The organism is Stutzerimonas marianensis (assembly GCF_022810315.1).
Lineage (GTDB): Bacteria > Pseudomonadota > Gammaproteobacteria > Pseudomonadales > Pseudomonadaceae > Stutzerimonas > Stutzerimonas marianensis.
Genome location: NZ_JALGRD010000004.1, coordinates 352,164 through 365,769, shown reverse-complemented (window position 1 = coordinate 365,769; position 13,606 = coordinate 352,164). Strand labels below are relative to the sequence as shown.

Below are 13,606 nucleotides of genomic sequence, written 5' to 3'. Positions count from 1 at the left end.
ACGACTGATGTGTGTCATCGATCTGCCGTTTCAAGCGGCCACGCGATATTCCGCCTCGGCCAGGCATTGCCGCACGGGGCGGATAACTCAAAAAAGGGAGCACAACAACAATGACCCCACGCAACCCCCTGTCGGCCGCTGTCATGGCTGGCACCCTGTCGCTCGCACTCGGCATCCCCGTGGCGGCAAACGCGGCAGACGGCTTCTTCGACGGAACCAAGGCAAGCGTCACCGCGCGCAACTTCTACATCGGCCGCGAGTTCCGCGACGACGCGATCGACGACCGCTCCAAGGCCGAAGAATGGACCCAGAGTTTCATCCTCAACGTTCAGTCCGGCTACACCCCGGGCCCGGTCGGCTTCGGTGTCGACGTGCTCGCCGGCCTGGCCGTCAAGCTCGACGGCGGCCGCGGCACCTACGGCACTGCCCTGCTGCCGCGCCATACGGACGGCCGCCCGGCCGATGACTACGGCCGCTTCGGTGTCGCCGCCAAGGCCAAGTTCTCCAACACCGAGCTGAAGGTCGGCGAGATGATGCCGGTGCTGCCGATCCTGCGCTCGGACGACGGCCGCTCGCTGCCGCAGACCTTCCGGGGCGGCATGGTCACCTCCAAGGAAATCGACGGCCTGACGCTCTACGGCGGCCAGTTCCGCCAGAACAGCCCGCGCGACGATGCCAGCATGGAAGACATGAGCTTCGCCGGTGGCGCCTCCGATCGCTTCAATTTCGTAGGCGGTGAGTACGCCTTCAACGACAAGCGCACCACCGTCGGTCTCTGGACCGCCGAGCTGAAGGATGTCTACGAGCAGCAGTACGTACAGTTGCTGCATGTGCAGCCGCTGGGCGACGACCTGGCCCTGACCGCCAACATCGGCTACTTCCAGGGCGAGGACGACGGCAGCGCGCGCGCCGGCAACCTGGACAACAAGACCTACTCCGGCCTGTTCGGCCTCAGGACCGGCGGCAACACCTTCTACGTCGGCCTGCAGAAGGTCAGCGGCGACACCTGGATGCGCGTCAACGGCACCAGCGGCGGCACCCTCGCCAACGATAGTTTCAACAACAGCTACGACAACCCTGACGAGCGCTCCTGGCAGCTGCGCCACGACTACAACTTCGCCGCCGTCGGCATCCCCGGCCTGACCCTGATGAACCGCTACATCAGCGGCGACAACATCCGCACGGCCACCACAGACGACGCCGAAGAGTGGGGCCGCGAAACCGAACTGGCCTACACCATCCAGAGCGGCCCGGCAAAGAACCTCAACCTCAAGTGGCGCAACTCGAGCTATCGCTCCGAGGTCAACACTCGTGACCTGGACGAGAACCGCCTCATCATCCAATACCCGTTGTCGATTCTGTAAGCGTCATCCACCACGCTGGACGCAACGCTCCTCACTCCTGTTGCGGAAACTTTCGCCCGTCCTCGTGACGGGCTTTTTTTGGATGAACCTGGGCAACACCCAAGGTCCGGAAGCAGGCGACCACAAAGGCGCACTTCACCGTTCGGCGATTTCTGCCGACTGATGACCGACTTATTGAACGCGATCCGCTTCTTCTCGACCTACGGAGCCTTCGGAATGCGTGCCAAGTTAATCCGACAGCCGACCTGCAGTGCTTCACCCGCGCCGAGGGTACGCATCCCGTGCGCGTCAGGATTGTCCATACCGAGTGCGTTGTTGGCGTGGGTCACCGGTTCGACCGCGAAAAAGCCCATGTCCGCTGGAGGTGTGAAGACCACGAGGTGATCGAGGGCCGCTTCGGGCTCCATACGCAATGCAACGCCCTGCCCGGGCCAGCGGATGGACACGGGGCCTTCACGTCCGACGAAGCAATTGTCCAGAGCCGGTTCACCCAGGGACCGCGGTGTCGCGAAGTCCCAACTCGCGGGAACCGGTGTGCGCCGCGCAGGCAGGTTGCGTGCGTCATTCTCCCAGACAGCGCGCGCTGAGAAACTCAATTCACAGGCATCGTGACGCAGGAAGTAAGGGTGCCAACCCAGGCCGGCGGGCATCGAGCGCCGGTCGACATTGCGCAGCGACAACCGCAAGATCACGCCCTCATCGGTCAGCTGCAGGCGGTGCTCGAGATCGAAATCGAACGGCCAATCCTGTGCGGCTTCGCCCACGGCGCGATGGCTGTAACTCAGCACCAGGCTGTCGCTGCCCTGCTCCAAGACCTGCCAGGCGCGCTTCCACGCAACCCCGTGAATTGGCAACGAATGCTCTGGTGAAAGGCTGCGAAGCGAATACCGGCACCCCTCGTGCTCGAAGGCGCCGTCGGCTACTCGGTTGGAAAATGGCGCCAGGACGAAGCAACCGGCCCGGCGCACACTATCGGAGCCATCCCAGGGGCGCAGCAGGTCGATGCCATCGAAGCTGAGGCGCGTGATCGCCCCACCCAGTGAAGGACGTACGGCCAACCGCAGCGCACCCTTCATCAACTCGATCTCGGTCATCACCCTTTGTGCCTCGTTCATGCAGCATGGCTCCGATAACGGGCGCAATCCGCCGGCGGCGCTTTTGGCGCGACGCGGGACGGCGCCAGGAATGAAACGAACACGATCCGACGCCAGGCTGGATCGCTTTGCAGCGATGCGCCGGTCGGTACATTCAGACGGCTGTCAGCACCTCACCACGCTCCAGGAAGGTGCGCAGATTGGCCCACAGCAACTCTTCCATGGCCAGCCGCGTCTCCTCGGTGGCGCTGCCGATATGCGGCAAGAGCACGACATTGGGCAGCGCCATGAGCGCGTCGGGTACATGCGGCTCATGGGCATAGACATCCAGCGCCGCACCGCCCAGCCGGCCATCGAGCAGCGCCTGTACCAACGCTGGCTCGTCGACGACCGAGCCGCGGGCCACGTTGATCAGCATGCCTTTCGGGCCCAGCGCCTCGAGAACGGCCATGTCGATCAGGTTTCGTGTGCTCTCCCCGCCCGGGCAGGTCAGCACCAGAAAGTCACTCCAGCGCGCCAACTCGACCAGGTCCCGCTCATAACCATGGACAGAGCCCTCGACCGGCCGGCGGTTGTGATAGCGCACCTGCATGTCGAAACCGCTCGCGCGCTTGGCGACGGCTTCACCGATACGCCCGAGCCCGACGATGCCAAGCCGCTTGCCGCTGACGCGGCTCGCCAGCGGCAACCCACCGGAGGGCCACTCGCCCGCCCGCACGAAACGGTCCGCACGGGACATCTGCCGCGCACAATCGATGAGCATCCCGAACGCCAGATCGGCCACGCACTCATTGAGCACGTCCGGCGTGTTGCTGACGGCGATCTGCCGCGCGCGGGCGGCGGCTACGTCGATCGCGTCATAACCGACCCCGAAGCTGATGATTGCCCGGAGGTTCGGCAGTCGGTCGATGAGCGATGCGGTGCAGCCGAATCGTGCCGAGGTCACGACGATGTCGACACCGTTGCCGTGCTGATCGAGCATGGCGTCGGCGTCCGCTTCCCAGAGTCGCAGCACCTCATGTTCGGCGGCGAGCGCACGGTTGAATCGGTCGGTCAGGGGGCCAAGCTGAAGGATGCAGGTCACAAGATACCTCGAGTCAGTGCGGTGCGATTGATGGATCTGCCGAGGGCCCGGGGTGCGTCTCAGAACACCTTGCCCGGATTCATCAGACCCTCCGGGTCGAGCGTGCGCTTGAGGGCGCGCATCAGTTCGAGCTCCAGCGGGTCCTTGTAGCGTCTTGCCGCGTCGCGTTTGGCCTGTCCGATCCCATGCTCGGCGCTGATGCTGCCGTCCAACGCCGCCGTCGCCGCGTAGATGATCTCGGAAATCGCCGCTTGCTGCGCCTTGAACGCATCGTCGTCGCTGCCCGGCGGCTTGCTGACGTTGTAGTGCAGGTTGCCGTCGCCGACATGCCCATAGGCGACGATCCGCACGCCGGGAAATCGCTCGAGCAGCGCCTCGTCGGTCCGTTCGATGAAGGCGGGAATGCGGCTGACCGGCACACTGATGTCGTGTTTCAGGCTCGGCCCCTCGTGATTCTGCGCTTCGGAAATCCCCTCGCGCATCGCCCACAGCGCCGCCACCTGCGCCTCGTTACCAGCCAGCACGGCATCGAGCACCCAGCCACGTTCAAGCGCCGCGCCGAGCCCGGCTTCGAGCAGGTCGTTGAGCGGCGCATCCGGCTGGGTATCGCTCAGCTCGATCAGAACGTACCAGGGATGCACCTCGGCGAAGGGGTCGCTGCACCGGCCGACATGGCGCAGGACGAAATCGACGCTCTGTCGTGACATCAGCTCGAAGCCGGTCAGCCGGTCCCCGCAGAGCGCGCGGATCGACCCGATCAGCTCGACGGCCGAACGCGCGTCGGGCAAGGCGACCCAGGCGGTGGTGATGCTGCGCACCGCCGGGTAGAGCTTCAGCACAGCGGCAGTAATGATGCCCAGGCTGCCCTCGGAGCCGATGAACAGATGCTTGAGGTCATAGCCGGTATTGTCCTTGCGCAGTCCGCGCAGGCCGTTCCAAATTCGACCATCAGGCAGCACGACCTCGAGCCCGAGCGCCAGGTCGCGCATGTTGCCGTAGCGCAGCACGGCCGTGCCACCGGCGTTCGTAGCCAGGTTCCCGCCGACCGTGCAACTGCCCTGCGCACCGAGGGACAGCGGAAACAGTCGGTCGACCGCCGCTGCCGCCTCCTGCAGGTGCTGCAACAGGACGCCAGCCTCGACGGTAATGGTTTCGTTCGCCGTATCGATCTCGCGGATGCGTGTCATGCGGGTCAGCGACAGTACGACCTGGGTGCCGCTGTCGTCCGGAATCGATCCGCCGCACAGGCCGGTATTGCCACCTTGCGGAACCAGCGCGACGCGGTGCGCGTGGCAGATCTGCACCACCGCGGCCACTTGCTCGGTCGTCGCCGGCCGCACGACCAGCGCTGCGGCGCCCCGGTACGCGTTACGCCAGTCACTGAGGTAACTGGCCATCTGCTCGGGGTCGCAGACGATTCCCGCAGGGCCGACGACCGTTTCAAGGGCGTGCAGGAGGGACTGGGCGTTCATGGCACCTCCGACTGGAACCGCCTGGAAGGCGTTCCTGGCATGGAGTCGGGGCGTTGGACGAACGCCCTTGACGATGGGTTCTGTGGCGCCACCTCAGGTGATCGGGGCCGGGTTGAACAGCACGATGTCGTTGTGCAGCCGGTGCTGCTCGGCCCAGGTCTTCTTGCGGCCGCTGGCGACGTCCAGGTAGTAGTGGAACAGCTCCCAGCCGAGCTCCTCGATGCTCGCCCGCCCACTGGCGATGCGCCCGGCGTCGATGTCGATCAGGTCCGGCCAGCGCTCGGCCAGTTCAGTGCGCGTCGCCACCTTGACCACCGGCGCCATCGCCAGGCCATAAGGCGTGCCGCGCCCGGTGGTGAACACGTGGAGGTTCATCCCGGCGGCCAGCTGCAGCGTGCCGCACACGAAGTCGGACGCCGGGGTGGCGCAGAAGATCAGGCCCTTTCGCTCGACCCGCTCGCCCGGCCCGACCACGCCGTTGATGGCGCCGCTGCCTGATTTGACGATGGAGCCCAGGGACTTCTCGACGATGTTCGACAGCCCGCCCTTCTTGTTGCCCGGCGTGGTGTTGGCGCTGCGGTCGGCGGCGCCGCGCTCCAGGTAACGGTCGTACCAGTCCATCTCGGCGATCAGCGCGTCGGCGACCTCCGGCGTTTCGGCGCGGGCGGTGAGCATGTACACCGCATCGCGCACCTCGGTGTTCTCCGAGAACATCACCGTGGCCCCGGCGCGCACCAGCAGGTCCGCGGCATAGCCCAGTGCCGGGTTGGCGGTAATGCCGGAGAAGGCGTCGCTGCCGCCGCACTGCATACCCAACACCAATTCAGACGCCGGCACCGTTTCGCGACGGCGCTGATCGAGCTTCTTCAGTCGCATTTCGGCCAGCGCCATGATCTGCTCGATCATCTCGCCGAAGCCGGTGTTCGATTCCTGCAGGCGGTACAGCCAGGGGTCACGCAGGTCAACCGAAGGATCGCCCTCGTGCATCACCTGCTCGGCCTGCAGCTTCTCGCAGCCGAGGCTGATGACCAGCGCTTCGCCGCCGAGGTTCGGGTTGCGCGCCAGGTTGCGCACGGTGCGGATGGGTATGTAGGCGTCGCGGGCGTTGATCGCCACGCCGCAGCCGTAGCTGTGGGTCAGCGCGACCACGTCATCGACGTTCGGATACTTGGGCAGCAGTTCGGCGCGGATGCGCTTGACCGCGTGTTCAAGCACACCGGTGACGCACTGCACCGTGGTGCTGATGCCGAGGATGTTGCGCGTGCCGACGGTGCCGTCGGCGTTGCGGTAACCCTCGAAGGTGTAGCCTTCGAGCGGGTCGAGCCCGGCCGGCACGGCGGTGGCGCGCGGCAGGCTGTCCAGCGGCGGTGCGCTTGGCATCTTCAATTGGGTTTCCTTGACCCAGCTGCCACGACGCAGGGGTTCGAGGGCATAACCGATGATCTGTCCGTAGCGGCGCACCGCTTCGCCTTCGGCGATGTCCACCAGCGCGACCTTGTGGCTCTGCGGCACCGCCTCGACCGTGACCAGCCCGCCTTCGAACTGCGCACCGACCGGCACGCCGCCGTCATTGACCACCACGGCGACGTTGTCCGCCTCGTTCAAACGGATGCAGCGGGGGGAATCCTGGTGGGGAATCAGTTGCACGCTTTCGTTCATCTCGGTCTCCGGTTGGCCCGGTTGTTGTTGTGAGCGACCTGCCGCCGAGGGGTGGACGGCCGAAGCCATCCGCCGCGGGCAGCCTGCATTCCGTCAGCGAACCATGCAGGGCCGCTTGTTATTGAACGTCCAGTCCGGGATCAGGTACTGCATGGCGATCGCATCGTCGCGGGCACCCAGGCCCTTCGACAGATACAGCTCGTGCGCCTGCTGCAGTGCGTCGCGGTCCAGCTCGACGCCGAGCCCCGGCTTGGCCGGCACTGCCACCTTGCCGCCCACGATTTTCAGCGGGTCGCGCGTCAGGTACTGGCCGTCCTGCCAGATCCAGTGGGTGTCGATCGCGGTGATCCTGCCCGGTGCGGCGGCGGCCACGTGGGTGAACATCGCCAGCGAAATGTCGAAGTGGTTGTTCGAGTGCGAGCCCCAGGTCAGGCCCCAGTCGTTGCACATCTGCGCCACGCGCACCGAGCCGCTCATGGTCCAGAAGTGCGGATCCGCCAGTGGAATGTCGACTGATTGCAGCTGAATGGTGTGGCCCATCTGCCGCCAGTCGGTGGCGATCATGTTGGTCGCGGTCGGCAGCCCCGTGGCGCGGCGGAACTCGGCCATGACTTCGCGGCCGGAATAGCCGTTCTCGGCACCGCAGGGGTCCTCGGCATAGGCGAGCACGCCATGCAGGTCCTTGCAGAGGTCGATCGCCTCAGCCAGTGACCAGGCGCCGTTGGGGTCGAGGGTGATACGGGCGTCGGGGAAGCGCTCAGCCAGCGCGCGGATTGCCTTGACCTCCTCCTGGCCCGGCAACACGCCGCCCTTGAGTTTGAAGTCCTTGAAGCCGTAACGCTCATAGGCCGCTTCAGCCTGGCGCACGATGGTTTCCGGCGTGAGCGCTTCTTCGTTGCGCACGCGGAACCAGGTGTCGCTGGCGCCGGTTTCATCGCGGTAACCGAGGTCGGTCTTGTTGCGATCGGCGATGAAGAAGAGGTAGCCGAGCATCTCGACTTCGTCGCGTTGCTGACCATCGCCAAGCAAAGCGGCAACTGGAACCTCGAGGTGCTGGCCGAGCAGGTCGAGCAGCGCCGACTCGATGGCGGTGATGGCGTGGATGGCAATGCGCAGGTCGAAGGTCTGCAGGCCGCGGCCAGCGACGTCGCGATCGGCGAACGCCTTGCGCGCCTGGTTCAGCAGTGCGTTGAAGTTGCCGACGGACTGGCCGAGCAGGATGGACTTGGCATCTTCCAGTGTCTTGCGGATCGCCTCGCCACCCGGGACTTCACCGACCCCCGTGTGGCCGGCGCTGTCCTTGAGAATGAGGATGTTGCGGGTGAAATACGGACCATGAGCGCCACTCAGGTTGAGCAGCATGCTGTCCTGACCGGCAACCGGAACCACCTCGAGTTCGGTGATGACCGGTGCACCCTGATTTGCGTTGTTCATATGCGTCTCTCTACTTGTTCTTATGGTCCGCGTTGCGGGTGGAGCGAATCGAAGTGGCCAACCGGGGCGCTGGCCATGAAGCGCACCCGCCCCGGTCGACCTCGGTCGATCAGCCGATGTAGGTGGTCTTCACCGTGGTGTAGAACTCCTGGGCGTACCGGCCTTGCTCGCGTGACCCGTAGGACGAACCCTTGCGGCCACCGAACGGCACGTGGTAGTCCACGCCTGCGGTCGGCAGGTTCACCATCACCATGCCCGCCTGGGAGTGCCGCTTGAAGTGGTTCGCATACTTCAGCGAGGTGGTGCAGATGCCGGCCGAGAGACCGAACTCCGTGTCGTTGGCCATCGCCAGCGCAGCGTCGTAGTCCTTGACCTTCACCACGTTGGCCACTGGGCCGAAGATCTCTTCGCGGCTGATGCGCATGTCGGCGGTGCTGTCGACGAACAGGGTCGGCGCGAGGAAGTAGCCCTCGGTGCCGCAACTGACACGCTCACCGCCACAGGCCAGGCGAGCGCCCTCTTGCTTGCCGATCTCGATATACCGCAGGTCCTGCTCGAGCTGGGCCTGGGATACCACGGGGCCGACGTCCACGCCCTGCTCCAGCGCCGAGCCGACCTTGATCTTCTTGACGCGCTCGATCATGGCTTCGACGAAACGATCGTAGATGCCCTCGGTGACGATGATGCGGCTGGACGCGGTGCAACGCTGGCCGGTCGAGTAGAACGCGCTTTGCGTGCAGAGTTCGACAGCAACGTTGAGGTCGGCGTCGTCCAGCACGATCTGCGGATTCTTGCCGCCCATCTCGAGCTGAACCTTGGCCTGGCGTGCCGCGCAGGTCGCCGCGATGCCACGACCGACGCCAACGGAGCCGGTGAAACTGACCGCTTCGACGCGCGTGTCGTTGACGATCGCCTCGCCCACTTCGCGGCCCTTGCCCATGACCAGGTTGAACACGCCCGCTGGGAACCCGGCGCGCGAGATGATTTCCGCCAGTGCCCAGGCGCAGCCCGGGACCAGGTCAGCCGGCTTGATGACGACACAGTTGCCGTAGGCCAGCGCGGGTGCAATCTTCCAGGCCGGAATGGCGATCGGGAAGTTCCAGGGCGTGATCAGGCCGACGACACCCAGTGGCTCGCGGGTGACTTCGACGCTCACGCCGGGACGGACGGATTGCAGGGTCTCGCCCGCCTGACGCAGGCATTCCCCGGCGAAAAACTTGAAGATGTTGCCGGCGCGGGCGACCTCGCCGATGGCTTCCGGCAGGGTCTTGCCCTCTTCGCGGGCCAACAAGGCGCCCAGTTCTTCGCGACGCGCCAGGATTTCCAGGCCGACCTTCTCCAGTGCGTCGGCGCGCGCCTGGATGCCAGAGGTGGACCACGCAGGGAAGGCCTTGCGGGCGGCGGCGATGGCGGCGTCGACCTGAGCCGCATCGGCCTGGGCGTATTCACCGATGACATCCGACAGGTCGGATGGATTGACGTTGGCCTGGTACTGCTTGCCAGCTACCCATTGGCCATCGATGTAGTTGTCATAACGCTTTGCGTCTGCCACGTAACGCTCTCCTTCGTGTTGTCCGCTGGTACGCGCAGGCATGAGCCGTCGCGCGTGGCGGATGGGCGAGTGGGTCGGTCGGGCGTGCCGTTATTGAGCACCCTGCTTGGCCATCAATGCGGCCAGCGCTTCGTATTCGTCACGGCTCAGGTCGGTCAGCGGAGCGCGAACCGGGCCGGCGTCGAAGCCAGCGATCTTCGCGCCCGCTTTGACGATGCTGACGGCGTAGCCCTTGCAGCGATTGCGGATGTCCAGGTACGGCAGGAAGAAATCGTCGATCAGCTTGCCGACGGTTTCGTGGTCGTCACGCGAGATGGCGTTGTAGAAATCCATCGCCGTCTTGGGAATGAAATTGAACACGGCCGAGGAATAGACCGGCACGCCCAACGCCTTGTAGGCAGCGGCATAGACTTCCGCGGTCGGCAGGCCGCCAAGGTAGCTCAGGCGGTCGCCGAGGCGACGACGGATCGAGACCATCAGCTCGATATCGCCCAGACCGTCCTTGTAGCCGATGAGGTTCGGGCAGCGCTCGGCCAGTTGCTCGAGCAGTGGCGCCGTCAGGCGGCATACATTGCGGTTGTAGACGACCACACCGATATCGACTGATTTGCATACCTCTTCGACGTGCTTGGCCACCCCTTCCTGGCTGGCCTCGGTCAGGTAATGCGGCAACAGCAGCAGGCCCTTGGCGCCGAGGCGCTCGGCTTCCTGCGCCATCTGGATGGCCACGCGGGTCGGGCCGCCAACGCCCGCCAGGATCGGCACCTGCCCGGCGCAGGTGTCGACGGCGGTCTTGATGATCTCCGGATATTCCTGCGGCGTCAGCGAAAAGAACTCGCCAGTACCGCCCGCGGCGAACAGCGCCGTCGCGCCGTAGGGCGCCAGCCATTCCAGACGCTTGATGTAGCCGGCACGATGAAAATTGCCTTGCTGGTCGAAATCGGTGACCGGAAAAGACAACAGACCAGACGAGAGGATGGCCTTCAGTTCTTGTGGATTCATTGTATGAACATCCTATGAAGCTATCGGGGTGTGAGTAGGGCCGCAGCCTTCGAGATACGTTATCGTACAACTAAACAGGACGCTACCGCTTTGTGCATTTTTCTCCCCGGCGGCTTGTGGCCCGCTCACGGGCGGCCCAGCGTGCGGCGCCACACATGATTGATAAGCGTCCTACCTTGTTTATAGACGCCGCTTCAGATGAGAGCGAACCAACGTTCGACTGATCGGTCACAGCGCCCGACCCATATGTTTCGTCGATTTGACATCCCGAAACCACGCTGTTAAAAATCCCTGCAAGTCATACGACGACGTATGACAAAACAACCAGAGCTTAAAAAGCCATGACCTACTCCGCACCCTTCAGCGCGACACTGCCTGGCCTTCGAAGACCTTCTCGCCTCTTCTCGCGCTCCGGCCGGTTGGCGCCGAGCGCACCGGCCCCGGGCTCGCACCTGGACAGGTGCTCACCCCAGTAATCGAAACCTCCCGTCGATACCGCTCACAAGAATAATCAGGAGCCCGTGACTCGATGTCAGACGCCAATTCCGTTACGCCCGTCGTTACCCGAATGCAGGTCATCCCGGTGGCCGGATACGACAGCATGCTCCTCAATCTCTGTGGCGCCCACGCGCCCTATTTCACCCGCAACCTCGTCATCCTCGAAGACAGCGCTGGCCGGACAGGACTCGGTGAGGTGCCCGGCGGTGAAGGCATCAGGCGAGCCCTCGAACGTACGCGCAGCTTGGTCGAAGGCCAGCAGATCGGGCGCTACAACCGCATCCTCAACGCCCTGCGGCGGGCGATCATTGGGGGTGGCGCCGGTGGTCCGCAGAACACCCAGCATCAGGTGACATCCGACGCCGAAGCCGCCGTGCTCAAGCAGCCCCACGAGATCAATCTGCGCCTGGACAACGTCGTCACCGCTGTCGAGGCGGCGCTGCTCGACCTGCTCGGGCAGCATCTCGAGGTGCCGGTCGCAGAATTGCTCGGCAGCGGGCAGCAGCGCGACAGCGTCCCCATGCTGGCCTACCTCTTCTATATCGGTGATCGCACCCGGACCGACCTGCCCTACCTCGCCGGCAACGGCACGCCGGACGACTGGTATCACCTGCGCCATCAGGAGGCCGTCACGCCCGAGGCCATCGTTCGCCTGGCCGAGGCCGCTCGTGCCCGCTACGGATTCAAGGACTTCAAGCTTAAGGGCGGCGTGATGCGCGGCGAAGAGGAGATGCAGGCCATCGCCGGGATCAAGGGCCGCTTTCCCGACGCGCGCGTCACCCTGGACCCGAACGGCGCCTGGTCGCTGGCCGAAGCCGTGGCGCTGTGCAAAGGCAAGGGCCATATCCTTGCCTACGCCGAGGATCCGTGCGGCCCGGAGAACGGCTACTCCGGTCGGGAGATCATGGCCGAGTTCAAGCGCGCCACCGGAATTCCCACGGCGACGAACATGGTCGCCACCGACTGGCGTCAGATGGGCCACTCGCTGCGCCTCGAGTCGGTCGACATCCCCCTCGCCGATCCGCACTTCTGGACCATGCAAGGTTCGGTACGGCTGGCCCAGATGTGCGAGCAGTTCGGCCTGACCTGGGGCTCGCACTCGAACAATCACTTCGATGTGTCCTTGGCGATGTTCACCCACGCCGCCGCCGCCGCACCGGGGGCCATTACCGCGATCGACACCCACTGGATATGGCAGGAAGGCCAGGAGCGATTGACGCGCGAGCCGCTACAGATCGTCGGGGGCGAGATCCGGGTGCCTGATCGACCGGGCCTGGGCATCGAGCCGGACATGGACCGGATCATGGCCGCCCATGACCTCTACAACAAGGTCGCCACCGGTGCCCGTGACGACGCCATGGCCATGCAGTACCTGGTGCCCGGCTGGGCATACGACCCCAAGCGACCAAGCCTGGGACGCACATAAGAAGAAGCAGCGATCGACGACGCAACCCCAACCACCGGAGAGACAAACAATGAAAAAAGCACTGAGCGCCTCCCTCGTTTCCGCCCTATTGGCCACTGCCGTCAGCGGTGCGTTCGCCGCCGAGACCGATTGGCCCAACCGCCCGGTACAGGTCGTGGTCATCGCCAACGCCGGCGGCGATACCGACTTCAACGCCCGCACCATCGCCAAATACTTCACCAAACTCACCGGCGAGGCGATGGTCATCACCAACGTCGCTGGCGGCGGCGGCACCCTGGCGGCCGAGCAGGTCAAGCAGGCCGATCCGGACGGCAACACCATTCTCTTCACCCACACCGGCCAGCTGATCGTCAACGAAGTGGCCGGCCTGACCGAAGACAGCCTCGATGCCTTCGATATCTGCTGCATCGCCGGCGTGGACAAGGGCGCGGTCTTCGTTGCCTCGAAAAGCTCTGGCCTGAAATCGCTCGAGGACCTGATCGCCAAATCCAAGGCCGAACCCAGCAGCGTGACCTACGGCACCGAGATGGGCAGCTACTCCCACCTGCAGGGCCTGATGTTCGAAGGCCTGACCGATACCAAGCTGAAGATGGTCGACGCCGGGACCGTGTCCGAGAAGGTCGTCGCCCTGCTGGGCGACCGCATCGACCTCGCGGCCATCAGCTATGGCTCGGTGCAGGATTACGTCACCAGCGGCGAAATGGTCGCCCTCGGCCAGCCCAACGACGAGCGCAACGAGCTGCTTGGCGACATCCCGACCTTCAAGGAACAGGGCGTCGATTTCGTCATGGACAAGCCCTACGTGGTCGCTTTTCCGGATGGCACCGACCCGGCAATCATCGAAAAGATGGCGGGCATCGTGAAGCAGATCACCGAGATGCCCGAGTACGCTGAAGAGCTGCGCAAGACGTTCAAGCAGCCGGTGAGCTATTACGGTACCGAGGAGTCACAGGAGCGCCTGAGCAAGACCCGCGAGGATTTCATGCAATACAAGGATGAGCTGCGCCAGAGCAAATAAGCC

At 64.7% G+C, this 13,606-nt stretch carries 10 protein-coding genes; 3 read left to right on the top strand and 7 right to left on the bottom strand.

Going from position 1 to position 13,606, the window contains the following annotated elements; all coding sequences use genetic code 11:
* Positions 1-110 precede the first annotated feature (110 nt).
* On the top strand, positions 111-1,364 hold the full coding sequence (locus MST27_RS09445; RefSeq protein WP_243605706.1) for an OprD family porin: 1,254 nt from the start codon (positions 111-113) through the stop codon (positions 1,362-1,364).
* Between the two features lie 200 nt (positions 1,365-1,564).
* Here the strand turns inward: MST27_RS09445 and MST27_RS09440 are convergent, their stop codons facing one another.
* From MST27_RS09440 to kdgD, 7 genes are all read right to left on the bottom strand, one after another.
* Positions 1,565-2,479 carry an aldose 1-epimerase gene (locus MST27_RS09440; protein WP_243605705.1) on the bottom strand — a complete coding sequence of 305 codons (915 nt, stop codon included), beginning with the start codon at positions 2,477-2,479 and terminating at the stop codon, positions 1,565-1,567.
* Positions 2,480-2,612: 133 nt separating this feature from the next.
* Positions 2,613-3,542 (bottom strand): 2-hydroxyacid dehydrogenase, encoded by a 930-nt coding sequence (locus MST27_RS09435; protein WP_243605704.1) that lies wholly within the window; start codon positions 3,540-3,542, stop codon positions 2,613-2,615.
* A 59-nt stretch (positions 3,543-3,601) separates the two neighbouring features.
* Positions 3,602-5,014: an FAD-binding oxidoreductase gene (locus tag MST27_RS09430; protein ID WP_243605703.1), complete on the bottom strand. Its 1,413-nt coding sequence runs from the start codon at positions 5,012-5,014 to the stop codon at positions 3,602-3,604.
* 93 nt (positions 5,015-5,107) lie between these two features.
* Positions 5,108-6,661 (bottom strand): galactarate dehydratase, encoded by a 1,554-nt coding sequence (gene garD / locus MST27_RS09425; RefSeq protein ID WP_243605758.1) that lies wholly within the window; start codon positions 6,659-6,661, stop codon positions 5,108-5,110.
* A 105-nt stretch (positions 6,662-6,766) separates the two neighbouring features.
* Positions 6,767-8,107 (bottom strand): glucarate dehydratase, encoded by a 1,341-nt coding sequence (gudD, locus tag MST27_RS09420; protein WP_243605702.1) that lies wholly within the window; start codon positions 8,105-8,107, stop codon positions 6,767-6,769.
* A 109-nt stretch (positions 8,108-8,216) separates the two neighbouring features.
* Entirely contained in the window at positions 8,217-9,659 is a 1,443-nt protein-coding gene (locus MST27_RS09415) for an aldehyde dehydrogenase family protein (protein ID WP_243605701.1), read from the bottom strand.
* Between the two features lie 90 nt (positions 9,660-9,749).
* Positions 9,750-10,661, bottom strand: a complete 912-nt coding sequence (gene kdgD / locus MST27_RS09410) for a 5-dehydro-4-deoxyglucarate dehydratase (RefSeq protein ID WP_243605700.1) — start codon at positions 10,659-10,661, stop codon at positions 9,750-9,752.
* Between the two features lie 529 nt (positions 10,662-11,190).
* Here kdgD and MST27_RS09405 point away from each other — a divergent pair.
* Together MST27_RS09405 and MST27_RS09400 are read left to right on the top strand one after the other, a co-directional pair.
* Positions 11,191-12,585, top strand: coding sequence for an enolase C-terminal domain-like protein (locus tag MST27_RS09405; RefSeq protein WP_243605699.1), 1,395 nt, complete (start codon positions 11,191-11,193; stop codon positions 12,583-12,585).
* Between the two features lie 49 nt (positions 12,586-12,634).
* Positions 12,635-13,603, top strand: coding sequence for a tripartite tricarboxylate transporter substrate binding protein (locus tag MST27_RS09400; RefSeq protein WP_243605698.1), 969 nt, complete (start codon positions 12,635-12,637; stop codon positions 13,601-13,603).
* Positions 13,604-13,606: the final 3 nt, after the last annotated feature.

Coding starts and splice junctions, on each gene's coding strand:
- MST27_RS09430 (WP_243605703.1), bottom strand. CDS start 5,014: ATGAACGCCCAGTCCCTCCTGCACGCCCTTGAAACGGTCGTCGGCCCT.
- MST27_RS09405 (WP_243605699.1), top strand. CDS start 11,191: ATGTCAGACGCCAATTCCGTTACGCCCGTCGTTACCCGAATGCAGGTC.
- MST27_RS09400 (WP_243605698.1), top strand. CDS start 12,635: ATGAAAAAAGCACTGAGCGCCTCCCTCGTTTCCGCCCTATTGGCCACT.
- kdgD (WP_243605700.1), bottom strand. CDS start 10,661: ATGAATCCACAAGAACTGAAGGCCATCCTCTCGTCTGGTCTGTTGTCT.
- gudD (WP_243605702.1), bottom strand. CDS start 8,107: ATGAACAACGCAAATCAGGGTGCACCGGTCATCACCGAACTCGAGGTG.
- MST27_RS09445 (WP_243605706.1), top strand. CDS start 111: ATGACCCCACGCAACCCCCTGTCGGCCGCTGTCATGGCTGGCACCCTG.
- MST27_RS09440 (WP_243605705.1), bottom strand. CDS start 2,479: ATGAACGAGGCACAAAGGGTGATGACCGAGATCGAGTTGATGAAGGGT.